The sequence below is a fragment of the Deinococcus frigens DSM 12807 genome (assembly GCF_000701425.1).
Classification (GTDB): domain Bacteria; phylum Deinococcota; class Deinococci; order Deinococcales; family Deinococcaceae; genus Deinococcus; species Deinococcus frigens.
Genome location: NZ_JNIW01000023.1, coordinates 36,399 through 59,201, shown reverse-complemented (window position 1 = coordinate 59,201; position 22,803 = coordinate 36,399). Strand labels below are relative to the sequence as shown.

At 66.1% G+C, this 22,803-nt stretch carries 22 protein-coding genes; 13 read left to right on the top strand and 9 right to left on the bottom strand.

Annotated elements, in window-relative coordinates; all coding sequences use genetic code 11:
* From Q322_RS23310 to dnaE, 3 genes are all read right to left on the bottom strand, one after another.
* A partial coding sequence (locus tag Q322_RS23310; protein ID WP_034418206.1) for a hypothetical protein occupies nucleotides 1–245 on the bottom strand: 245 nt, incomplete at its 3' end.
* Between the two features lie 66 nt (nucleotides 246–311).
* Nucleotides 312–674: a hypothetical protein gene (locus Q322_RS23305; RefSeq protein ID WP_156952986.1), complete on the bottom strand. Its 363-nt coding sequence runs from the start codon at nucleotides 672–674 to the stop codon at nucleotides 312–314.
* Nucleotides 632–4,933, bottom strand: coding sequence for a DNA polymerase III subunit alpha (dnaE, locus tag Q322_RS24515; RefSeq protein ID WP_084147917.1), 4,302 nt, complete (start codon nucleotides 4,931–4,933; stop codon nucleotides 632–634). The genes Q322_RS23305 and dnaE overlap by 43 nt, the downstream gene beginning before the upstream one ends.
* Nucleotides 4,934–5,112: 179 nt before the next feature.
* On the opposite strand from dnaE, the gene Q322_RS0109995 reads away from it, so the two are divergent.
* Together Q322_RS0109995 and Q322_RS0109990 are read left to right on the top strand one after the other, a co-directional pair.
* Entirely contained in the window at nucleotides 5,113–6,096 is a 984-nt protein-coding gene (locus Q322_RS0109995; RefSeq protein ID WP_029477773.1) for an aldo/keto reductase, read from the top strand.
* 64 nt (nucleotides 6,097–6,160) lie between these two features.
* Nucleotides 6,161–6,661 (top strand): GNAT family N-acetyltransferase, encoded by a 501-nt coding sequence (locus Q322_RS0109990; RefSeq protein ID WP_029477772.1) that lies wholly within the window; start codon nucleotides 6,161–6,163, stop codon nucleotides 6,659–6,661.
* A gap of 9 nt (nucleotides 6,662–6,670) precedes the next feature.
* Here the strand turns inward: Q322_RS0109990 and Q322_RS0109985 are convergent, their stop codons facing one another.
* Nucleotides 6,671–7,024, bottom strand: coding sequence for a DUF2089 domain-containing protein (locus Q322_RS0109985; protein ID WP_029477771.1), 354 nt, complete (start codon nucleotides 7,022–7,024; stop codon nucleotides 6,671–6,673).
* 23 nt (nucleotides 7,025–7,047) lie between these two features.
* A complete protein-coding gene (locus tag Q322_RS0109980; RefSeq protein WP_029477770.1) occupies nucleotides 7,048–8,472 on the bottom strand; it encodes a D-alanyl-D-alanine carboxypeptidase/D-alanyl-D-alanine-endopeptidase in 1,425 nt (474 codons plus the stop codon).
* A 288-nt stretch (nucleotides 8,473–8,760) separates the two neighbouring features.
* Between Q322_RS0109980 and Q322_RS0109975 the strand changes: the two genes are divergently transcribed.
* The 3 genes from Q322_RS0109975 to Q322_RS0109965 are packed head-to-tail and all read left to right on the top strand — an operon-like array spanning nucleotide 8,761 to nucleotide 11,117.
* The gene (locus Q322_RS0109975; RefSeq protein WP_029477769.1) at nucleotides 8,761–9,921 is read left to right on the top strand and encodes an ABC transporter permease; all 1,161 of its coding nucleotides are present in this window, start codon (nucleotides 8,761–8,763) and stop codon (nucleotides 9,919–9,921) included.
* Nucleotides 9,921–10,634, top strand: coding sequence for an ABC transporter ATP-binding protein (locus tag Q322_RS0109970; RefSeq protein WP_051668414.1), 714 nt, complete (start codon nucleotides 9,921–9,923; stop codon nucleotides 10,632–10,634). The genes Q322_RS0109975 and Q322_RS0109970 overlap by 1 nt, the downstream gene beginning before the upstream one ends.
* Nucleotides 10,635–10,643: 9 nt before the next feature.
* Complete coding sequence (locus Q322_RS0109965) at nucleotides 10,644–11,117, top strand: methyltransferase family protein (protein ID WP_029477767.1); 474 nt, start codon at nucleotides 10,644–10,646, stop codon at nucleotides 11,115–11,117.
* Between the two features lie 142 nt (nucleotides 11,118–11,259).
* Here Q322_RS0109965 and Q322_RS0109960 read toward each other — a convergent pair whose 3' ends face one another.
* Nucleotides 11,260–12,489 (bottom strand): metallophosphoesterase, encoded by a 1,230-nt coding sequence (locus tag Q322_RS0109960; RefSeq protein WP_245593208.1) that lies wholly within the window; start codon nucleotides 12,487–12,489, stop codon nucleotides 11,260–11,262.
* A gap of 247 nt (nucleotides 12,490–12,736) precedes the next feature.
* On the opposite strand from Q322_RS0109960, the gene Q322_RS0109955 reads away from it, so the two are divergent.
* The 3 genes from Q322_RS0109955 to nikC all read left to right on the top strand — a co-directional run bounded on the left by Q322_RS0109955 (nucleotide 12,737) and on the right by nikC (nucleotide 16,492).
* The gene (locus Q322_RS0109955) at nucleotides 12,737–14,335 is read left to right on the top strand and encodes an ABC transporter substrate-binding protein (RefSeq protein WP_245593207.1); all 1,599 of its coding nucleotides are present in this window, start codon (nucleotides 12,737–12,739) and stop codon (nucleotides 14,333–14,335) included.
* A 292-nt stretch (nucleotides 14,336–14,627) separates the two neighbouring features.
* Nucleotides 14,628–15,635: an ABC transporter permease gene (locus Q322_RS0109950; protein ID WP_029477764.1), complete on the top strand. Its 1,008-nt coding sequence runs from the start codon at nucleotides 14,628–14,630 to the stop codon at nucleotides 15,633–15,635.
* Nucleotides 15,632–16,492 (top strand): nickel transporter permease, encoded by an 861-nt coding sequence (nikC, locus tag Q322_RS0109945; RefSeq protein WP_029477763.1) that lies wholly within the window; start codon nucleotides 15,632–15,634, stop codon nucleotides 16,490–16,492. Before Q322_RS0109950 ends, nikC begins: the two co-directional genes overlap by 4 nt.
* 39 nt (nucleotides 16,493–16,531) lie before the next feature.
* On the opposite strand, the gene Q322_RS0109940 is transcribed toward nikC, so the two are convergent.
* On the bottom strand, nucleotides 16,532–17,092 hold the full coding sequence (locus Q322_RS0109940) for a hypothetical protein (protein ID WP_029477762.1): 561 nt from the start codon (nucleotides 17,090–17,092) through the stop codon (nucleotides 16,532–16,534).
* A 98-nt stretch (nucleotides 17,093–17,190) separates the two neighbouring features.
* Here Q322_RS0109940 and Q322_RS0109935 point away from each other — a divergent pair, with 98 nt between their 5' ends.
* The 4 genes from Q322_RS0109935 to Q322_RS0109920 are packed head-to-tail and all read left to right on the top strand — an operon-like array spanning nucleotide 17,191 to nucleotide 20,341.
* Nucleotides 17,191–18,123 carry a helix-turn-helix transcriptional regulator gene (locus Q322_RS0109935; protein WP_029477761.1) on the top strand — a complete coding sequence of 311 codons (933 nt, stop codon included), beginning with the start codon at nucleotides 17,191–17,193 and terminating at the stop codon, nucleotides 18,121–18,123.
* 46 nt (nucleotides 18,124–18,169) lie between these two features.
* Nucleotides 18,170–18,529, top strand: coding sequence for a VOC family protein (locus Q322_RS0109930; protein WP_029477760.1), 360 nt, complete (start codon nucleotides 18,170–18,172; stop codon nucleotides 18,527–18,529).
* Complete coding sequence (locus tag Q322_RS20855) at nucleotides 18,526–19,413, top strand: DNA-3-methyladenine glycosylase family protein (protein ID WP_051668412.1); 888 nt, start codon at nucleotides 18,526–18,528, stop codon at nucleotides 19,411–19,413. The genes Q322_RS0109930 and Q322_RS20855 overlap by 4 nt, the downstream gene beginning before the upstream one ends.
* Before the next feature lie 40 nt (nucleotides 19,414–19,453).
* A complete protein-coding gene (locus Q322_RS0109920) occupies nucleotides 19,454–20,341 on the top strand; it encodes an alkaline phosphatase family protein (protein WP_029477758.1) in 888 nt (295 codons plus the stop codon).
* 139 nt (nucleotides 20,342–20,480) lie between these two features.
* Here the strand turns inward: Q322_RS0109920 and Q322_RS0109915 are convergent, their stop codons facing one another.
* Together Q322_RS0109915 and Q322_RS0109910 are read right to left on the bottom strand one after the other, a co-directional pair.
* Complete coding sequence (locus tag Q322_RS0109915) at nucleotides 20,481–21,137, bottom strand: phosphoribosylanthranilate isomerase (RefSeq protein ID WP_029477757.1); 657 nt, start codon at nucleotides 21,135–21,137, stop codon at nucleotides 20,481–20,483.
* Nucleotides 21,130–21,375, bottom strand: coding sequence for a hypothetical protein (locus Q322_RS0109910; protein ID WP_029477756.1), 246 nt, complete (start codon nucleotides 21,373–21,375; stop codon nucleotides 21,130–21,132). Before Q322_RS0109910 ends, Q322_RS0109915 begins: the two co-directional genes overlap by 8 nt.
* 97 nt (nucleotides 21,376–21,472) lie before the next feature.
* Here Q322_RS0109910 and Q322_RS0109905 point away from each other — a divergent pair, with 97 nt between their 5' ends.
* A complete protein-coding gene (locus Q322_RS0109905) occupies nucleotides 21,473–22,798 on the top strand; it encodes an aminoglycoside phosphotransferase family protein (protein WP_162176606.1) in 1,326 nt (441 codons plus the stop codon).
* Nucleotides 22,799–22,803: the final 5 nt, after the last annotated feature.

Below are 22,803 nucleotides of genomic sequence, written 5' to 3'. Positions count from 1 at the left end.
GTCTTGAACGGTTGGTGACAGTGCTGGCTGTAGCGATCTTGCTGCTCGTGTCCGAAGGCATAGAGGTGGTCCAGCGTGGGGATCGACGACACGTCGATCCCCACTGGCGGCGGGCGCTGAGCTACCTCAAGATCGGTCTCCGGGCGGTTCATTACGCGCTGAGCCGTGGTCAGGCAATCTTCTCTCGCCTGACGCTCCAGGGTGGGCCTGACCCTGAGCCACTGGGCCATCGGAAACGCCCTCATGCCTCTCCTCAAACCACCCTTGAAGTTGGCTGGCAGCTCGTTTTCCGTCCGCCCTCATAAAATTTGTCAGGCCGCCAGCTCTAACCCCTCAACTTTCTCCAGCTCATCGTATCGATAATACGTTTGCTGAAATTCGGACATTGCGGATAGTGATCTAATCAAAGCTATGGCGACTTTCTCTTCGCGTTTATTTTCTTTTTCAAGAATTAAACCTACCTCCTTATTCTTATCCTCTCTGTTCCACTGGGCTAGCTCTCTTTTCAAAGCGTAGTGGTTTGACACTAAGCTCTGAACCAAATTAATTAGGGCACCGAGAAGAACGCCAAGTAATCCCACAATTGCTATTAAAACTGTCGAATCCACTTCTTCTCCATTTAACGAGGCAGTTACGCCCGCATCCCCCCGCCCCCATTCTGCTTGTTCATCCATGCCGGGGGCTTGGGTGCGAAGCGGCCCAGGATGGTCTGCTGATCGTAGGCCAGATATGCCTCCATCCACGGGAAGGTCTGGTTCAGCACCTTGATCGCGTCGGCGCTGCCCATGCCGTGATCGAGCTGGTAGACCACGAACTGCTCCGGCGTTTGCAGGCGCAGATAGGTGGGCATGGTTCCGGCATGTTCGTCCAGCACGCTCTGAAACTCGCCCACGGCATCGGGACTGGCGGTTTCCAGGTCGATGTTCACGTACATGACCTTCGGCACCTCGCCCAGTTGCTCGATGCTGACCAGCTCCTCGGCAATGGCGCGCAGGCCGCCGTCCTCGGATTCCAGTTCCACGATCACCAGCGCGGGCGTGTCGTTGACCAGCTTTTCCTGAATGCGGTCATAGGCGCGGGAAAAGGCCACCAGCTCGGTCTGCCCGGACTCGTCGGCCAGGATGAAGCGGGCCATCATGCCGCCGGATTTGGTGGGCTTGCGAACCACATTTTCCACCATGCCTGCCAGCACGGCTTTAATGCGCTTGCCGGGGGCCACATTTTGGGCGGTAAACCAGGTCTCCAGGTCACTGATCCGGCAACTGGCCGCCTCGCGCAGCCCCTCGTGCTGCTCCAGCGGGTGGCCGGAAATGTACAGACCCAGCGCGTCCTTCTCGATGCTCAGGCGTTCCAGATCGGTCAGGGCGGTAAACGTGGCCTTCAGCGGCGGCTCCGGCGCGGTTTCCTCCAGCCCGAACAGCGCGTCCATGCCGCTGCTGATCATGGAGGCGGCCCCCTGCGCCCAGGCCAGCGTTTCCTCCAGGCTGTCCAGCAGTTGCCGCCGCTCCCCGAAGGCGTCGAAGGCCCCGCTCTTGATCAGGTTTTCCAGCGCCTTGCGGTTGCAGGTCTTGTTGTCCACGCGTGAGCAGAAGTCGGCAAACGACTTGAACCGCCCGCCACGCTCGCGCTCCTCCAGAATGCGGCCCACGGCGGCCTCGCCCAGCCCCTTGATGGCGTACATCCCGAACAGGATTTCCTCGCCCGCCACCGCGAAATCCGGGGCCGAGCGGTTGATGTCTGGCGACAGCACCTTCACGGCCATCTTGCGCGCGTCGGAAATGTACTCGGCCACCTTGTCGGAATCGCGCCTTTCTACCGTCAGGAGGGCCGCCATGAACTCGACGGGGTAATTGGCCTTGAGCCACGCGGTCTGGTAGGTGATGACGCCGTATGCGGCTGAATGTGACTTGTTGAATCCATAATTCGCAAACGCATCCAGCAGATCGAAGAGTTTATTGGCCTCGTCTTTCGGAACTTCATTGGCTTTTGCGCCTTCAACAAACAGATCACGCTGTTTAGCCATCTCCGCCGTGTCCTTCTTGCCCATCGCGCGGCGCAGCAAGTCGGCCCCGCCCAGACTGAAACCCGCGACTTCGGAGGCGATCTGCATGATCTGCTCCTGATACACCGGAATCCCGTAGGTTTCGGCCAGAATCTTCTCCAGAAACTGCGCGGACTTGGGGAAGCCGTCGCGCACGTAATCCACTTCCTCGATGCCGTGGTGGCGGCGCACGTAGGTGGGAATGTTTTCCATCGGGCCGGGGCGGTACAACGCGCTCAGGGCGATGATGTCGGCCAGACGGCGCGGCTTCAGGCGGCGGGAAGCATCGGCAATCCCCGCGCCCTCCAACTGAAACACACCCTTGGTATCGCCCCGGCTCATCAGCTCGTAGGTTTTGGCGTCGTCGAAGGGAATGGCGTCGAAGTCGATCTCGATCTTCTGAGACTCGCGCATGATGCGTTTGGCCTCGTCCAGAAAGGACAGCGTCCGCAGGCCCAGGAAGTCCATCTTGATCAGGCCGATATCTTCCACCGCTTTCATGTCGTACTGGCAGACCATGCCCATGCCGGAGGTGTCGCGCATCACCGGCACCAGATCGGTCAGTTTGTCGCGCCCGATCACCACCCCGGCGGCGTGGACGGAGGCGTGGCGGGTCAGCCCCTCCAGCTTCTGCGCGAACTCGTAGGCTTCCAGCAGTTGCGCGTCACTCTCCAGCATCTGCGCGATGTCCGGCACGGCGTCACGGGCCTGCTCCAGCGAGTAGCTCTTGCCGAATTTGATCGGAATCAGCTTGGAAACCTTATCGACCTTGGCGTATTCCAGGCCCATCACGCGCGCCACGTCCTTCAGGCACGCCTTGCTCGCCATCGTCCCGAAGGTGGCAATCTGCGCCACCTTGTCCTCGCCGTACTTGTCCTGCACGTACTGGATGACCTCGATACGGCGGGCGTCGTTGAAGTCGATGTCGAAATCGGGCATGGAAATACGGTCCGGATTCAGGAAGCGCTCGAATAGCAGTTCGAATTCTAGCGGATCGAGGTTGGTGATCCGCATGGCGTAGGCCACGAGGGACCCTGCCCCTGACCCGCGCCCCGGCCCCACGCTGATGCCCTGGTCCTTGGCCCAGTTGATGTAATCGGCCACGATCAGGAAGTAGTCGGGAAAGCCCATGTTGTTGATGACGCTCAGCTCGTACTCGGCGCGGCGCAGCAGCACCAAGGCGTGCTGATGATGTTTCCGAAGTTCCCGCCCAGCAGACAACTCAATCCGCATCGCTAATTCCGCTTCATCTGGCGAGACTTCATCACGCGCACTTAGCGAGAGAAGAAGCTCAGCAATTCTAACTGCGTTACGCTCTTTCTCAATCGCATCGCTTGCCAGAAATCGGAAGTCGCTCTCCACTTCTGGCCGAGCACAGAGGTAATGCGTTGCCTTTTCTACTATCGCATTGGTTTCCAGGTTGCCCAACTCGCTGAATTTTTGATGTCTTGCACTCAATTCTGCGCGTAAATCCTCGATAGGAGTAACAGCATCTAAAGTAAAATAAAGCTTTGCAATAGGCAGGATGGACGCCTTTTCTCCTTTGATAACGCCAACAATATATTCACCGAAATCATCTTCGATAGCAGTGACATTGCCTTCGCTTTCCATCACTTCCAACGCCGGGTAGAGGGTGTATTTCTCGCCCGACGCCTTGCCGCGCGCCTCCCACTCGCTGCCTAGAAAGGCCACCAGCGTCAGCAGCGTCTCCTCATCACAGGTTCGGGCGTCGCAGCCCTCGGTGCGGGAGAGAACGCGTTCACGGTCCCCCGGCTCCAGCGTCTCCAGACTCCGCACGGCGTATTCGCGCAGCAGCGCCCCCGTGACGTGGTGCGGGTAGCGCTTGAGGCTCCCGGCATACGTCTGCACGCGCAACTCCTCGGCCATCGTGCGGCCTTCGGGGATGGGCAGGGCGGGCATCTGGTACACGCGCTTCTTGCCCACGGGCAGATCAACGTTGCACAGGTCAGCGATGCGGGCGGTGTTATCAAAAACCTCCTCGCCCCACTCGCTGGGCGGCAGGGCGCGGCGCATCTCATCCAGATCCTTGACGTAGAACTCGTCGCAGGGAAACTTGAAGCGGTTCTCGTCGGCCAGCGTGGCTTTCGTCTGGATTGCCAGCAATGTTTCGTGGGCGGTGGCGTCGGACTTCTTGACGTAGTGGCCGTCGTTGGTGGCCACCATGCCGATGCCCAGTTCCTGCGCCCAGGCTTTCAGAATCGGGTTGTTCCTCTTCTGTTCGGGTAACCCGTGATCCTGAATCTCGATGAAGTAGTTCTCGCCAAACAGATCTCTGTACCACAGCATCCGCTGTTTGGCCTCGGCCTCGCGCCCCTGCATCAGCAGTTGCTGCACCTCCGAACCCAGGCAGCCGGAGAAGGCGATGATGCCCTTGTGGTGTTCCTGAAGCAGCTCGTGGTCAATGCGCGGCTTGTAATAATAGCCCTCGGTGTAGCCCCGGCTGCTCAGGCGGCACAGGTTCTGGTAGCCCTCGAAGTCGCGGGCCAGCAGCGTCAGGTGAAAGATGCCCTTCTCGCCGCTGACGCCGGGTTTCTTGTCGCGGCGCGTGCCCATGCCCGGCACCACGTAGGCCTCGTAGCCCAGGATCGGCTTGACCTGCGCGGCCTGAGCGTAGTTGTAGAAATGCACCGCGCCGTGCATGTTGCCGTGGTCGGTCATGGCGCAGGCAGCGTCCTGCCCCTCCGGTGTGACCTCTTTCACCCATTTCAGCAGATCTTTGAGCTTGGCCGCGCCGTCCAGCAGGCTGTACTGCGTGTGCTGGTGCAGGTGCGCGAACCGCCCGCTGTACTTGGTAGGCGCGCAGCACGAGCCGTCCGGAAGATGGATGTGGCCTGTGCTGGGCGGTTGGGTGGGATCGGCGGGCGCGGTCATGGGTCAAGGATAGGCCGGGGCGGGGGTGGGTTTCAGTGACGGGGAGGGGTTGACGGGCTATGACCTGTCTGTCGCGGCTGAATTTTCGCTGCCACGATCAACTCTGAACAGCCTTTCGATGAGGTCACTCTAATTGCTGACCATTCCCTGCCTTCTTCGCCCCGCGCTATAACCGCTCCATGCAATACAGGCAACTCGGCAAGGCCGGCTACGACGTGTCCAGCATCAGCTTCGGGGCGTGGGCCATCGGCGGCACCTGGGGCGAGGTCAGCGAGGCCGACGCCATGAGCGCTCTGCACCGTGCCCTGGATTTGGGGATCAATTTCTTCGATACCGCCGACGTATACGGCGACGGGCGCAGCGAACGCCTGATCGCCCGGCTGCGGCGCGAGCGCCCGGAAGCCTTCTACGTGGCAACCAAGGCCGGACGCCGCCTGGATCCACACACAGCGGGCGGTTACAACCGGGAAAATCTGCGCGGCTTCATCGAGCGCAGCTTGCAGAATCTGGAGGCCGACACCCTTGACCTCCTCCAGCTCCACTGCCCGCCGCCGGAGGTGTACGAGCGCGATGAAGTCTTCGGCGTGCTGGACGACTTTGTGAAGGAAGGACTGCTGCGGGCCTACGGCGTCAGCGTGGAGACGGTAGACGAGGCGTTGACCGCCATAGGGCACCCCAACGTATCCACCGTACAGATCATCTTCAACGCCTTCCGCTTCAAGCCCGCCGAGCAGTTTTTTGCGGCGGCGCGCGAGGGGGGCGTGGGCATCCTGGCCCGTGTGCCGCTGGCGAGTGGTCTGCTGACCGGCAAGATGACCGCTCAGAGCAGTTTTGCGCCCGATGATCACCGCAATTTCAACCGGCACGGCGAGGCGTTCGATAAGGGCGAAACCTTTTCCGGCGTGGACTTTGAAACGGGCCTTCAAGCGGTAGACGCGCTGCGCCCGCTCGTGCCTAAGAACATGACGCTGGCCGAATTCGCCCTGCGCTGGATTCTGATGTTCCCCGAGGTGAGCTGCGCCATTCCAGGGGCCAGGAACGCCGCCCAGGCCGAGGCCAACGCCCGCGCCGCCGATCTGCCGCCGCTGAGCGAGGACACCATGCGCGGCGTGGCAGACGTGTATGACCGCCTGATCCGGCCACAGGTTCAGGACTTGTGGTGAACGGGGAGGCAATCAAAGCGCAACGAGTGCAGGCCGCACGAAACCAGATCGCTTACCCTGTGACATGACCATCCGCCCCGCCACCCGCGCTGATGCTCCGGCCATCGCCCGTATTCACACCACCAGTTGGCGCGAAACCTACGCGGGCCTGATGCCAGAAGACTTTCTGGACCGCATGACGAACGAGGAAGCGCGGCAGCGGCGCGAGGCGAACTGGCAGCGGACTATCTCGCAAGAGTTGGAAACCGTGCTGGTGGCCGGGCAGGATGGGAACGTGGTGGCCTTCGCCTCCGCAGGCCCGGCCCGTGACCATCCTGGCTACGACGCCGAACTGATGACGCTGTATGCGCTGAAATCGGCACAGGGCCAGGGGCTGGGGCGGGCGCTGTTCGGGGAGATGCTGTGGACCTTGCAGGCGGGCGGGGTGCAGAATCTGGCCCTGTGGGTCCTGGACGCCAACCCCACGCGGGGGTGGTATCTGCGCCAGGGCGGACAGGAGGCGGGCGAGAAGACCGAGGGGCAATTGCGCGAGGTGCGAATCGTCTGGGACGCCCTGCCCGGTTAACTTGGCCAGCTAGCGCCGCAGCTTCCTGGCCGCCTCGTCCGGGGTGATCTCGCCGCGTTCCAGGCTGCTTAAAATCTCGGCCTGGGGATCGGCCAGCTCGGGTTCGTAACCGATGGCGCGCAGCAGGGTGTCGAATCGGGCGCGTACGGTGGGGTAGCTAACGCCCAGCACACGCTCCACTTCCTTGAGGTTGCCGCGTACCCGGATGTACAGGCGCAGAAATTCCAGGTTGTCCGGGGTCAGGGTGGCGAACTCGTTCAGCTCGAAGGCCCCGCGCACCGTCACGCCGCTGCCCGCGAAACGCAGTTCGGTGACGTGCGGCGCTTCGGTCTCGTCGGGAAAAGGCAGGGGCAGGGGACGCATGGGGTTCAGTTTACCCGCCCCCCTCAGTTCTCTGCCGCCAGCACGGCCACCGTTTCGTCCAGCAGGGCGCGCAGGGTCAGGATCGGGCTGTCCAGCGGGCCGTTCATCATCAGCGCGAAGGCCAGGGTGTGACCGCTTTTTCCCGTGACGTACCCGGCCAGACTGCTGACGCCGGGCAGGGTGCCGGTCTTGGCCCGCACGTCCAGCCCCGTGCCCGTGAAGCGCCGCGCCAGCGTGCCGCCGCGCCCGTCGTGGGCCGGAACATTTTCACCCGTGCCGCCCCGGGGCAGTGCCTCGGCAAAGGCGTTCTGGCGCTGGCGGTAGAGCTGGGCGGGGAGGCCAGAACTCTCGGCAGGCGTACCGGACAGGGGATACGGCAGGTCATACATCACGTGCAGCAGGTCCACCAGGGAGCGCGGGGTCATGCGGTTCTGGCGGCTCAGGCCGCTGCCGTCGGCCAGCACCACGCCGCTAAGGTCCACGCCGATACGGCCCAGAAACGCCCGTTCGCGGGCCAGTCCGCCCGCCAGCGTGCCGTTTGCAGCAGGGCGCAGGGCCAGCGCCGCCAGCAGTTCCTCGGCCCTGAGGTTGTCGCTGGGGCGCAGGGTGGCGGCCAGCAGCTTCGCGGGGGACGCACTCCGCACGCTGGCGATCCCCTGTTCGGGGCGGCGGGTCACGGGGATGACCGGATCAGGGGGCAAGGGCTGGCCGCGCTCGCCGGTTCGGGCAGGCGGGAGGTAAGGGCTGAAGGGGGCCGCCTCCCCCACCTGTTCGGAGATCACCCTGATTCCGGCGCGGCGCAGTTCGCCGATCAACACGGCTCCCAGCCGCTGGTGCGCCGTTTCCTGGCTCAGCGGCGGCGCGCCGTGCCACTCCGCGAGGCGCAGGGCGGTCATGGGCACGCCGATGGGCGCGTCCTTCCAGGTGGCCGAATCCAGCCGGGCGTTGTCCAGCCGCACCTGCCCCACGGCGCGCAGGCCGCGCGCATAGGCCTGTTTTGCCAGGGCGCGCAGGCTGTACTCGCCGTCCGACACGCCCAGGCTGGAATCGCCGCTGCCGCGCAGGGTCACGGCCTTGACGCTGGCCTGCCCCACCTGCGCGGCGGGCACGGTCAACTCGGTACTCCACCAGCCGTCCGCGCCGCCGCGCTCGTTGAGCACCGCCGCGCCTACCACCAGTTTATTGGCGCTGGCGGGGATCAACGGGGTGTCGGGCCGCCGCGTTTGCAGCACCCGGCCCGTCTGCAAATCCTGCACCAGCACGCCCACGCGCACGCCGGGGGGCAGGCCGCGCAGGACCCGCTGCACGCCCGCGCTCAGGCCGGGTTCGCGGTGTGGGGTCAGGTCGGCGGGCGGCGCTGAATCTGATGTTGCTGGGGTCTGCGCTGCTGGAAATGGCGCGCCGCCCACGCACAGCAGCAGGCACAGCACGGGCAGGAGGCGGCGCATCAGGGCAGGATAGCGGAGGGGGGAGCGGACGGATACGCTGCGCCCACGCGGCGGCGCTTTCCGGCCCTCTATTCGGGGGGCTGATGGGCTATGCGGTCACACGCCTCAAGCTCTTTTTAGGCGTTCTGTCTGTCCAGCACGGAGAGAACTGTGCCTGTGTGATCGTGCCTGTGTGATCGTGCCTGCGTGATCGTGCCTGCGTAATTGTGTCTGCGTGACCCGGCCCCGGCCCCCTACCTGCGCCGCGCGTACCATCTGCCCCAGCGTCTGGGCGGTAGCCTGAGCGCAATGAAATGGACGGATTTGTGGGGGCTGGCCTGGCGCGGGCTGACGCGGCGGCGGGTGCGGACCGGCCTGACCGCGCTGGGCATCACGGTGGCGGTGGCCAGCATGGTGATTTTCCTGTCGCTGGGCGAGGGCATCCGCAAGGTCTTCGTGGAGCAGCTCGGCGGCATCGGGCCGGATATTCAGGTGAGCTTAAGCGGCTTCACGCAGGGCTTCGCGCCGCAGCCCAACCTGCCCGACAGGGCCGTGGCCGACATCCAGGCGCTGGCCCCGGAGCTGGGCATCAAGACCGTGACCCCGGTGGTCATGACCATTCGCGGCAGCCTGGACGTGTCGCAGAGCGTCGTGCTGTATGGCCTGCCCGCCGCGCAGGGCATCGGGGCGGTGTTTCCCAATTTGTCGGCGGCGCAGGGCCGGGGCTTCACACCCGCCGACGAGGGGCAGGGCGTGGCCGTGCTGGGGGCAAAGGCGGCGCAGAACCTGAACCTCAAGGTGGGCAGCACCCTCAACCTTAACCGCCGCAACAAGGCGCAGGTGGTGGGCGTGCTGGCCCCCGAATCCGGGCTGGTAGACAATTTCATCTTTTTGCCGCTAAAGACCCTGCAAAAGTCGGAGGGCGCAGAGGGCCGCGTCTCGCTGGTGGCCGTCAAGCTGGACAATCCCCGTCAGGCGCGCGAGGTGGCCACCTCGCTGTCTGAAAAACTGGATCTGGAAGCGTCCACCCAGTCGGACTTTCTGAGCTTCGTGGAACGGGCGCTGAAGATCAGCGACGCGGTGCGCTTCGGCATCTCCTTGATCTCATTGATCGTGGGCGGGCTGGCGGTGGCGAACACGGTGATGATGGGCGTCTTCGAGCGCACCCGCGAATTCGGCACGCTGCGGGCCATCGGGGCGCGGCCCGGTTTCGTGCGGGCGCTGGTCCTCAGCGAGTCGCTGCTGCTGTCGCTGGTGGGCGGCGTGGGCGGCGTGATCGTGGGCCTGGTGGGCATCTGGGGCGTCAACCTGTACACCCAGAAGCTGGCCGGCATCGACGCCGCCGCACTGACGCCCCGGCTGGTGCTGCTGGCGCTGGGGATCAGCCTGTTTCTGGGCCTGGTGTCGGGCCTGCTGCCCGCCCGCACCGCCAGCCGCCTGAACATCACCGAAGCGCTGGGGAGGGTGTGATGACGGCGCCCACCACACAGAAGACTGAGGTTCAGACCTCCAACACCCCGCCCCTGCACGTCGAGAACCTGTCGCGCGTCTATCCCAGCGGCGAGGGGCAGGTGCGGGCGCTGGCCTCCTTCACACATACCTTTCCGCCGGGGATGACGGCGGTGGTGGGGCCGTCGGGCAGCGGCAAGAGTACGCTGCTGAATCTGCTGGCGGGCTTCGATACGCCCAGCACCGGGCATGTCCGGGTGGGCGACGTGAACCTGACCACCCTCTCCGAACCGGCGCGGGCCGACTTCCGGCTGGCGCACTACGGCTTCGTGTTCCAGAACCACAATCTGGTCAGCATCCTGAGCGCGCAGGAGAACGTGGAGTTTCCGCTGACGCTGGCGGGGTTGCCGCCTAGAGAACGCCGGGCGCGGGCGCGAGAATTGCTGGCGCTGGTGGGCCTGGAAAACCGCGCCGGACACCTGCCCAACCAGCTCTCGGGCGGCGAGGCCCAGCGCGTGGCGATTGCCCGCGCCCTGGCCCGCGATCCCGGTATCCTGCTGGCCGACGAGCCGACGGGCAACCTGGACAGCAAGACCGGCGAACTGGTGCTGTCGCTGCTGACCGGGGCCGCCGCCGAGGGCCGCCGCGTGGTGCTGATCACCCACGATCCAGAAGTCGCGGCGCTGGCGCACTACCGCCTGAGTGTGCGGGACGGCGTGGTGACGGCGGGATAGGATTCGCGCATGACTGCCCAGAGCCGCTTCCGACGCTTCCGCCAGCGCGGTGGCGCTCTGGTGGCCGCGCAATTCGCTCTGATTGGGCTGGTGTTTGTCGGCGCATGGCGGGGCGGCAGGGTCAGCCGTCTTCAAAAGGGGGCGGGCCTGACCCTGGTGGTGCTGGGCGGCGCAGTTGTCGTGGGCGGCGGGCGCAGCCTGGGCCAGGGCTTCAGCGTCATGCCCGAACCGACCGACACGGCGCAACTGGTCACGGACGGTCTGTACGCGCGGGTTCGCCATCCGATTTACAGCAGCCTGCTGGCCATCAGTCTGGGCTGGGCCTTGTTCTGGGGCAGCCGGGAAGCGCTGGGCTGGACCGTCGCCCTGGCCGCGCTGCTGCACTTCAAGTCCGCCCGCGAGGAAACGGCGCTGCTGGCGCGCTTTCCGCACTACGCCGCCTACCGCAGGCGGACGAAGCGCTTTGTGCCGGGGGTGGTTTAAAGCATCTGTCCGAATGACAGCATCGGGAGTCTCCTTTCCCGATGCTTCCATCCTCTCCTGCGGAGCTGTGCCAGTCCCAAATGCTCGGCGAAATTCACTCACTTTGTTCGGTCAAAAGTGAACGACTCTTTTGACAAATGCCTTAAATCAATTCTGGCGTCCCGTCCTCCGGTCCCAGCAGCGGCAGCGGGCGCGGTGGGGCGACGTACTGCTGGTGGGCGGACACGCTGACAAATTCCAACTCCGGGTAACGCAGGGCCGTGAGTGCGCCGCCGAACGCGCAGCCGGTGTCGATGTCCACGGTGCGGTTGACCCAGCGCGGCGCGGCCACGGGCGTATGGCCGTAGACCACGATGGCCTCGCCACGATAGTCGGCGGCCCAGTCGCGGCGGATGGGCAGGCCCAGCTCGTCATACGTGCCGTCCACGTCGCCGTACAGCGCGAAACTGCGGACCCGGCCAGAGGTCCGGCCCTGATACCGCGTGGGCAGTCCCGCGTGGGCCACGACGACTCGCCCGGCGTCCAGCACCAGATGGCTGGGGAGGGTAGAGATAAAAGCGCGGACCCCGGCCTTAAAATCCTCGCCCGCCGCGTCCAACTGCGCCAGCGTCCCCTCCAGCCCGTGCATCGCCCTGACCGCCTTGCCACCTAGCGCGCGGGCCAGTTTCTCGTCGTGGTTTCCCGGCACGCACAGCGCCGCGCCCGACGTCACCATATTCATGACCACGCGCAGCACGCCCGCGCTGTCCGGTCCCCGGTCGGTCAGATCGCCCAGAAAAACGGCAGTGCGGCCCGCTGGCGGCCTGATCTCTGCCCCGTTGACGATATAACCGAGCGTTTCCAGCAGCTCCAGCAGCTCCGGCAGGCAGCCATGCACGTCGCCGATGACATCGAAGGGGCCGGGCAAGTCGCGCCGGTCCGGCGGCAGCGGCACGCGCACAATCTGTACGGCGTCCACCTCGGCCACCGAGCGCAGGACGTGAATCTGGCGGAAGCCCTCTTTCTGGAGGCCGCCCAGGGTACGGCGCAGTTCTCCAAATTCGGGCAGCACACTGGCCGGGTCACGGCCCAGACGCGCCGCCCGGTCCTCCAGCACCTGCCGGGGAAGATCGAGGACCAGCGCCACGGCGGGCAGGTCATGGGCGCGGGCGGCCTCCAGCACGCGCCGCCGCTCGTCGGGGCGGGTCAGCGGCGCGTCGATCACGCTCAGTTCGCCGCGCGCCAGCCTGCGCCCCAGCTCCGGCGAGAAATCGCCCGACAAGACTTCCGGGGGCTGGAAATGCCGCGCCGCAAGGGTGCTTTTGCCCGCAGCAGGCGCGCCGATCAGGGCGATCACGGCGGGGGAGGGGAGAGAGAGGGCAGGCGGAGTCATCGACAGGGCCGATGTTGGCATATCGGAAGGCGGCTGGCACCGCCTTCCCGGTGGGGGCAACACGGCCTGAGGGAGCGATTTCAAATTGAGAGTATGTTGGGCCTGACCGCCTCACGCTCCGTATCGCTGAAGTCAGCGCCCCATTTCTGGCGGGGTGTCAGTCCTAAAAGCGTGAATTAGACGTTGTTTGCCCCATTCACCCGAGTCCCAACTGTGGTCCAAATCTGTGTTCCAAATGGAGGAACCTATGTCCCAGCAAGCCGTGTCCGCCCGCAAGCGTCAAATGTTCTCGTGGGGCCTGGCGCTGGCCCTGAGCGCGGGCCTGTCGCTGGCAAGCGCCCAGCGGGAAAGCACGCTGGTCATCGGCGGCGACTTTTCCGATCTGATCACGCTGGACCCCGGCGCGTCCTATGAATTCAGCGGCTCGCTGGTGGCGGGCAACCTGTACGACACGCTGGTGATTTACGAGGGCAACGATCTCAAGACCCTGAAGCCCCGGCTGGCGTCGAGCTGGACGGTCACGCCCACGGCCAGCGGCTCGCGGATTACCTTCAAGCTGCGGGACGCCAAATTCAGCACCGGACGCACCGTCACCGCCGCCGACGTGATCTACTCCCTGACCCGCGTGATCGCCCTGAAAACGCCGTCCAGCTTTCTGCTGACCGACGTGGCGAACATCACTGCCAAGTCGCTGAGCGCGCCCGACGCCAAGACGGTGGTCATGGACATTCCCAAGACCGCCAACCCGAATATCGTGCTGGCGCTGCTGACCTTTAACGTGGCGGGCGTGATCGACTCCACCGAGGCCAAGGCGCACGAGAAGGCGGGCGACTTCGGTACGGCCTGGCTCAAGGACCACTCGGCGGGCAGCGGGCCATTTATGCTCAACCGCTGGGACCGCAGCGCGCAGGTGGCGCTGGACGTCAACCCCAACGCCTTTCGCAAATCGCCCAACATCAAGCGCGTGATCCTGCGCTACATGGCCGAATCCGCCGCGCAGCAAAGCTCGCTGAACTCCGGCGAGATCGACGTGGCCTGGAACTACACGCCCGACGCCTTTAAGGCCGCGCAGAGCAATCCCAAACTCAGGGCGCTGAAGGCCGAGACCTTCTCGCTGTCGTACCTGGGCATGAATTCGGCCAAGGGTTCGCCCTTCGAGGACGCCCGCGTGCGCGAGGCGGTCAGGTACGCCATCGATCAGGACGGCATGATCGACAGCCTGCTCCAGGGCCTGGGCCGCAAGACGCAGACCATCGTGCCGATTGGGCTGGCCGGATCGGACCCCAAGATCTATTACCCGTACAACATCGCCAGGGCTAAGGAACTGCTCAAGGCGGCGGGCAAGGCGAATGGCTTCAGCGTGGATTTTCTAGTCAGCACCGGCTCGTGTTCGGGCGGGGTGCCGTGCCAGGATCTGGCCGCCAAGGTGCAATCGGACCTCGCCAAGATCGGCATCAAGGCCAACATCAAGCAGATGGTCAATTCCGAGCTGTATACCACCTACCGCGCCCAGAAGGCCACGCTGATCCAGGCCGACTGGAGTCCCGATTACCCCGACGCCGACGGCAACGGCACCCCGCTGAGCGACTACGCCGCTAAATCGCTGGCGTGGCGCAACAGTTGGAACAACGCGGCGGCGGGCAAGCTGGCGCAGACGGCGGCCATCGAATCCAACGCCGCCAAGCGACTGGCGCAGTACGGGCAGCTCACGGCGCTGCTGGCCAAGGACGGCCCCTTCGCCATCCTGTATCAGCCGTACAAGCCCATCGTGACCCAGACCGGCATTCAGGGCTTCAACCGCAATGCCAACGGCGACGTGCAGTTCGAGAAGATCAGCAAGAAGTAAGCGGATGACCACGGGAGGCGGCACGCGGAGAAATGGGCGGGCCGCCTCCCCTGCATTGGGGCTGGGTGATGCGGGGAAATCTCTCGAACTGGTGTTTTTAGCTTCCTTGAGGGGGGAGGCTGGGAGGGGGTGAGACGTGGCACATCGCCGTGCCCCCTCAAATCAAATCTGGGCCGATTAAGAAGACCGGCTCTGGCACGCCCGGCCCGCTCACCCCCTCTGTCCCTCCGGGACATCTCCCGCCTCAAGGGAGAGAGAGAAGATATTCGCCACCCAATCTCAGGAGGCTCCATTGCTGACCTATATTCTGCGCCGCCTCGCTTTGATGGTCCTGGTGCTGTGGGGCGTGACCCTGGGCGCGTTCCTGATCTCGCACGCGCTGCCCTCCGATCCGGCGGCGGCGGCGATGGGCAACAACGCCCGCGAGGAACAACTGGCCGACTTCCGCGAGCGCAACGGCCTGAACAAGCCGCTGGCGACGCAGTACGTGATCTACATGGGCCAACTGCTGCGCGGCGATATGGGGACCTCGCTGCGGACCCAGAGCGGCATCGTCAGCGATCTGCGCGCCTTCTTTCCGGCCACGCTGGAGCTGACGCTGGTGGCGGTAGTCTTCGCGCTCTTGATCGGCCTGCCGCTGGGGGTGATCGCGGCGCTGTGGCAGGGCCGTCCGCCGGATCTGCTGGCCCGCACCTTCGCGCTGCTGGGCGGGGCAACCCCCGTGTACTGGCTGGCGATTCTGGCGCTGACGCTGTTCCACGAACGCCTGGGATGGTTGCCGGGGCCGGGCCGCCTGGACGTGTACAGCCTGCCGCCGCCCACGCATACCGGGCTGGTGCTGATCGACAGTCTGCTGGCCCACGACACGGCGGTGTTCTGGGACGGGCTGCGGCACCTGATCCTGCCCGCGCTGGTGCTGGGCGCGTACTCGGCGGCGCTGCTGACACGCATGACCCGCAGCGCGCTGCTGGAGGTGCTGTCCCAGGACTACATTCGCACGGCGCGCTCCAAGGGCTTAACTCCTTCGCGGGTGCTGGGCAAGCATGCGGTTCGCAACGCGGCGCTGCCCGTTTTGACCGTGCTGGGCAGCCTCTTCGGCAGCCTGCTGACCGGCGCGGTGCTCACCGAGACCATCTTCTCGTGGCCGGGCATCGGCGGGTACGCCACTACCTCGGCCATCAGCCTGGACTTTCCGGCAGTGATGGGCGTCACCCTGATCGCCGGGCTGGCGTACTCGGTGGTCAACCTGCTGGTGGACCTGGCCTACGGCTTCTTCGACCCCCGGATCAGCTTCTCATGACCGCTGCCCTGACCTCCGAGAGCGGCACGGGCAGCGCGGTCTGGCGGCGTTTCCGGCGCAACAGCGGGGCCATGATCGGGCTGGTGCTACTGGTGGCGCTGCTGCTGATCGCGGTACTGGGGCCGTTTTTTGTGGGCAGTCCCAGCGCGCAGGATCTGGCCGCGCGGCTCTCTCCCCCTTCCAGCACGCATTTGCTGGGCACCGATCAACTGGGCCGCGACGTGCTGACGCGGGTGGTCAGCGGCTCGCGCATCTCGCTGGGCATCGGCGTCAGCGTCATGCTGGCCTCGCTGCTGGTGGGTTCGGCGGCGGGGCTGATCGCCGGGCTGTTGGGCGGCTGGTGGGACGAGGTGATCATGCGCGTCACCGACGTCTTTCTGGCCTTTCCCAGCCTGATCCTGGCGATGGCAATCTCGGCGGCGCTGGGGCCGAGCCTGACCAACGTGATGATCGCCGTGGCGCTGGTGTCGTGGCCCACCTATGCCCGATTGATCCGCGCCCAGGTGCTGGCCCTGCGCGAGCGCGAGTTCGTGGAGGCCGCCCGCGCCCTGGGCAGCTCCCAGAGCCGCGTGGCCTTCCGGCACCTGCTGCCCAACTCGCTGGCCCCGCTGCTGGTGCAGGGCAGTTTTGACGTGGGCAACGCCATCCTGACCGCCGCCGGGCTGGGCTTTATCGGTTTTGGCGCGCAGCCCCCCACCCCCGAATGGGGCGCGATGGTCTCTGAGACCCGCAATTACATCGCGCAGGCTCCGTGGGCGTCCAGTGCCCCGGCCCTCGCCATTTTAATCACGGTGCTGGCCTTTAACCTGCTGGGCGACGGCCTGCGCGACGTGTTCGATCCGCGCAAGGGCGTGTAGCGCGGAGCAACCTGATGACGGGCCGTTCCCGTGCTGTCGTCAGGATTCAGCCTGAGCTGCTGGCGACGGTTCTACTGGCAACGGCGCGTGCGCCACGCCTTCCAGCAGTCCCAGGATGCTGCCCACGTAATCCAGGCGTTTGCGAAGGCCGTAGCGCCGCAGTTCCGATAGGAACTTGTCCAGCGCCCGTTTGAAATCCGGCAGCAGCTTCTGGTCCTCCGGACTGGCCCGGCGGCCCCTGGCGATCGGCCCGGCCACCATGAAGCTCCGGCAGATGGCCTGAAATTGCCAGCCCATCTGCCCGATCTCGGTGTCTTCCAGCGCCTCCAGACGGCGTTGGTAAGCCCTGTCCGACAGAAAGACGAAGGCCATCCCCGAGAACCAGCTTTCCAGTTCCGGCAGGGTCTTCACAAAGTCCTCGGTATAGGCGATTTCGGTCTTGAAGCCGAGCTTCTGCCGCGCGTAGTCGCCTTGTAAGTCGGTGAACATCTCGCCCAGCCGCGCGTCCCAGTCGGCCAGCGCCTCCTGCCGCGAGTCGCCCAGCACGGTGCGGGCCATCAGAAAGCCGTCCATGAAACTCAGGGCGTCCAGATTTGCCATGTCTACTCTCCTTCCGGCCCCCGAACAACGCCGTGGCCTTTCCTGCCGGACCTCCAGCGATTTTAGCGTGTCGGCTGAAGAACGGCACATACTGACGCATGAACCGCACGGACCGTCTGTTCGCCCTGCTGCTGGAGCTGCGCGGCGAGGGCTGGACTCCGGCGGGGGCGCTGGCTCGAACCTTCGGCGTCAGTGTGCGCACGGTCTACCGTGACGTGGCGGCGCTGAACGAGGCCGGCGTGCCCGTCCTAAGCGTGTCGGGGCGCGGCTACTCGCTGATGCCGGGTTATTTTCTGCCGCCGCTGCACTTCACGACCGAGGAAGCGGTGATGCTGTGCCTGGGCGCAGATGCGGTGCGCGGAGCCTTCGACGCCGAGTACGCGGGCGCGGCAGAGGTGGCCCTCAAGAAATTGCGGGCGGCGCTGCCGGACGGGCGGCGGGAGGAGGTGCAGCGGCTTCGGGATCACCTGCGAATCGTCGCGCCCGATGATGCGGCAGATGCCGACCGCCTGCGCGTGCTGCGCGGGGCCGTGCTGGGACAGCGGGTCGTCCGCTTCGTGTACCACAAACCGTCGCGGCCCCCGGAGGCCCGGCAGGTCCATCCGCTGCGGCTGGTGCATCTGCACGGTGCGTGGCTGCTGGGCAGTTTCGATCCGGCGCGGGGCGAGCGGCGCACCTTTCGCCTGAGCCGTATGGAGAATCTTCAGATGATCGAAGAAACTTTTGAGCGCGATCCGGTGCGGCACGCCTGGCCCGAACCCCGTCGCGAGCCGCTGGGCCTGACGGTGCGCCTGCGCTTTCCCGCCGAACTGGGCCGCGCCGTGCGCGAGCGTCCCAGCTTTTTTCAGACGGAAATCAGGGGGTTTGAGGACGGCCTGGAAGTGACGCTGCAAGTCCGTGACCTTCAGGCCGTGCTGCCCTGGGTGCTGTCCTGGGGCGCGGGCGTGCGCGTGCTGGAGCCGCCCAGTTTGCGCGAGCGGGTGCTGGAGGAAGCGCGGCGGATGCTGCTGACCCAATCGCTACTGACATAGGGATGTCACTGGCCGGGCAGCAGACTGGGGATCAGGAGGCACCATCATGAAAACCAACCTTGATTTTATCGCCCTGCACACCAAAGAACTGCCCGCTGCCCGCCGCTATTACACCGAAGTCCTGGGCTTCGAGACTACTCCAGGCCCGCCCAACGCCGCCGTCTTCACCCACGCGGGCGGCGCGAGTCTGGCCCTGCGCGAATCCCTGCCGCACGAGGTCAGGGATCACTCCGGCGCGGGCGCGACCCTCTGGTTCGCCGTTCCCGACGCCGACACTTACCACGCGCAGATCACGGCGGCGGGCGCGCAGGTCACTCAGCCGCCGCAGGACGGCCCGTTTGGACGGATGTTCAGCGTGCGGACGCCGGACGGCCACGCACTGACCTTCCACCAGGCGCAGCCGTGAGCATTCACCGTCTGCCCGTTATCGGGCCGTTTGACCTGCGCCACACGCTGGCCTTTCTGGACGGCTTTCCGCCCCCGAGCGGCGAGCAGGGTACGGCGGGCGAACTCCGCAAGGCCACCCGGCTGAATGGGCAAACGGTGGGTTTCGTGGTGCGGCAGGACGGGCAGGAAAGCCTGGCATGCACCCTCCACCCAGAACGGGCGCTACCCGGGGCGGAAACGGCGGAGCTGCTGGAACGCCTGGCCCGCTTTCTGGGGACGCGGGGTGATCTGCGCCCGTTCTACGCGCTGGCAGAGCAGGACGCCGCCTTCAAACCTGTGCTGGAGACCATGCACGGCTTTCACCAGCCCCAGTTCCTGACACCTTACGAGGTGGCGTGCTGGGCGATCCTGACCCAGCGGCTGCCGAACGCGCAGGCGTTGCGGCTCAAGCGGGCGCTGACGGCGCAGGCAGGCGGCGAGTGGCAAGGTCTGCCCGCCTTTCCCGAACCCGCCGATCTGGCCGGGCTGGACGAGGCAGGTGTTCAGACCCTGGTGGGCAACGGGCGCAAGGCCCGCGCGCTGCTGGAAGTCACGCGGGCCTTCGCCGGGATGAGCGAGGCCGAGTTGCACCGTCAATCCACTGATGAACTGCGTGGGTGGCTGCTGGGCCTGTACGGCGTCGGCGACTGGAGCGCCCTCTTTATCCTGGTGAGGGGGCTGGGGCGCAGCGAGGCATTGGAGACGGCGGACGGGCTGCTGAGCAAGGAAGTGCTGCCCGCCGCCCGGCCCGTCTATGGCGACGTGACTCCTGCCGAGTTGGGGCGCGTCGCTCAGAGCTACGGCGATCAGGCGGGGCAATGGGCCATCTATCTGCGCAGCCGCCCGACGGTGACCGGAGCCTGAACGTCCCATTCTCGCCGTAAGCTGATCCGATGGAGTTCTCCTGAGCGGCGTGGTCTGGCTGGCCCTGGACGGCGTGGGCCACCCGGCAGACGCGCCGCCCGGCAGCGTGTGGGAGCAGGAGCTGCCCGCGCTGCGCCCATTGATTGACGCCGGACTGGCCCTGGACGCCACGCTGGGAGTCCCCGGCCTGCCGCAGTCTGGCACCGGCCAGAGCTGCTGGCTGACCGGGCTGGACGCTGTGCGCTACATGGGTGAACACTTCGGGCCGCATCCGGGGCCGACGTTGCAACGGCTGCTGCGGCATTCCAGCCTGCCCGCGCGCCTGAAGGCGGTAGGTTTGCGCGCGGCGCTGGCCAACCATTACGTCCCGCAGTATCTGGAGGCGCAGGCGCGGCGGCCCCGCATGGGCTGTTTTCCCTTCTCATTCACGGCGGCGGGCCTGCCCCTGAATCCGCCGGGCGTGCCGCCGCTGGGCGCGACGCTGGGCCTGGGCTACCGCGAACCCTTCGCCGCCATGCAAAGCCCCGCCGAGGTGTCGCGGCTGGGTCAGGCACTGGCCAGGGCTGCCCAGAATCATGACCTGATCGTGGCGGATCTGTGGTTCGGAGACCTGCTGGGCCACCTGGGACGCGCGGCTGGGCCGCCCGCCAACGCCCGTGCGGCGGCCTTCGCGTATCTGGACCGCGTGGACGCCTTACTGGCAGGCCTGCTGGACGCCGGGGCGCGGGTGGTGCTGGGCAGCGATCACGGCAATCTGGAAGATCTGCACACCAAATCGCACACCGTCGCCCGCGTGCCGTTTGCCGGGGTGGGAGTGGAGCTGGGCGCGGCGGCGGACGTGGTGGAGGCCGGGGGCCTCATCGCCGCGTGGTTCGGGCTGGCCCCCGTGAACAGCGCAGCAACCGGGTTGGAAGCACCTCCGGGCTGAAAGTTATCCACAATTTTGTCCACAGGGCTTGTGGATAAGGTGTGGATAACTTGAAGGCCAGGCCGACTGAAAGAGCTCGTTTTGTCCGTCTGGAACAGCATTAAACGTTGATATGAGGCAGCCTGCACAGCCCCCGAAGTTATCCACAGCCTCCCGTTTCACTGTGGATAACCTGGGGCAGCGCCGCCCGCACGGCCTGGATAAAGGCCGTCACCTTCGCCGGGTCCTTCACGCCAGGACGGGCTTCCAGGTGGCTCACCGCGTCCACCGCAGCGGGCCGCAGGACCCGGATGGCCCCTGCCACGTTCCACGGTCCCAGCCCCCCGGCCAGCCAGGTACCGGGGGGAAACGCCTGGCGCAGGCTCTCCCAGTCCAGCGGGACACCGCCGCCCGGCTGGGGGGCGTCGAGCATCAGGGTTACGGCGGGAACACCGGCCCACAGCTCTGCCCCGGGTGCCAGATCGGCGGGGCGCAGCACGCGCAGCACCGGATAGAAGTCGGCCACCGCGCGCACAAAAGCTTCAGACAGGGGACCGTGAAGCTGCACTGCCAACACCCGCGCCGCCTCCGCCGTGCGCAGCACCTCGTCCAGCCCCTGATCCAGAAAAACGCCCACCCGCGCCACGGCTGGCCCCACGCTCAGGCCCGCCTCGCGCGCCACCTGCGGAGTCACCAGCCGCTTGCTGACCGGCGCGAAGATGAAGCCCAGCGCGTCCGCGCCCGCCTGAGCCGACAGCACGGCGTCCGCGACGGAAGTGGTGCCGCAGACCTTGACCCTGGTTATGGGGTCAGACATCGCGGGCTTCCAGGGCTGCCAGACGCGCCTCCAGCTCCCGGTTCTGCTGGAGCAGGGCCAGAAACAGCAGGGCGTAGTGGTCATACAGTTTGGGGCGCTCCATGCGCATCTCGCCAGCCATCCAACTGTTCAGCAGCCGCTCGGCCTCGCGCAGCACCTCACCTGCGGGCACGTCGCGGAAGCCCCGCTGGCCGATGATCTCGCGGGCAAAGTTCAATTCACGTTCGGGATCGGTCATGGTCCCATTCTGCCCCGGATGGCTCAACCTGGGCCAATCAACCACCTGGGCCAATCGGCGGATGCGCGCCGGGTGGGGCGTGTGGGAGGCTGACCCCATGCCCAGCGCTTCCCCCACCCTGCGCCGTGAAACCACGCTGACCCTGCTGTTCACGCGCGGCGAGGAAGTGGCCCTGCATAGCCTGACCACCGCCCAGACCTCGTACTACGGCGCGAACGTGCTGGAAGCGGCGCGGGAGGCGGGCCTGTCTGGGACGCTCCTGCGACGGCTATATTTCAAATATTTCGGTGAGGTGGCGGGCGTGCGCCGCGCCGAGTCGGTGTGGCATCTGGAGGCGGCGGACGGGCTGGAACTGGACTGGCAGCCCATCTCCGGACTGCCGCAGCGGGAGCGGGCGTGGGTTGACACCGCCCACAGCCCACCCGGCAACGCGCCGTGGATGCGCCCCGGCTGGCACGCCGCCGCCCTGGCCTGGCTGGACGCCGAACTGGCCGCGCAGGGCTGGACGCGGCAGGGCCAGGCCGGTCAGCCCAGCGTCCTCAAGCACGGGCAGATCAGCGTGCTGTGGCGGGTGGATACGTCCGGCGGGCGGGTCTACTTCAAGGCCGTCCCCGACTTCTTCCGGCGCGAGGTGGAGGTCACGCCCCTGCTGGCGCGCGAGCTGCCCGGCGCGGCCCCGAGCGTGCTGGCCGCCGATACACGGCGCGGCTTTCTGCTGCTCCGGGATGCGGGTGAGGAGAACGACACGCCTGACCTGAGCGCGGTCATGCGGCATCTCGCGGGCATTCAGCGGGCCAGCCTGCCGCTGCTGGACGGCTGGGCGCTGCGTGACCGGGGGCCGGACCACGTGCTGTCGTGGCTGGACCGTCTGCTCTCGGATGCAACGCTGCTGACGGGTCAGGAGGGCGGATTCACGCCCGGGGAAGCTGAACGCCTGCGCTCCCACGCTCCAGAACTGGAGGCCGCCCTGCGCCGCCTGAGCGCCAGTCCGCTGCCGTGCACGCTGGGGCACGGCGACCTGCACGGCGGGAACGTGGTGGAGCGTGGGGGCCGTTTTACGTTCCTGGACTGGTCCGACGTGTGTGTCACGCATCCCTTTCTGGACGCCAGTCCGGCGTATTTCCTGGGCTTCGGGGAAATGGATGACCTCGGCGAGTCTCAACTTGAGGCATTGGCCGCCGCCACCGCCGCCTACCTGCACGCCTGGACCGATTTCGCGCCGCTGGAAGAACTTCGCGCCCTGTTCAACGACGCTCTGACGGCGGGCGAACTGCTGCGCGCGCTGGGCTACGTGGACGGCATCCAGCCCGCCGTGCAGGACAAAACGGAGTGGCACGGCGCGCATCTGGAACACTTGCGGCGGGCACTGACCCGGCTGGAGAAGGGTGAGGCTCCCGTCTCTTCTGGAAGCCTTACCCTCTAACCTCA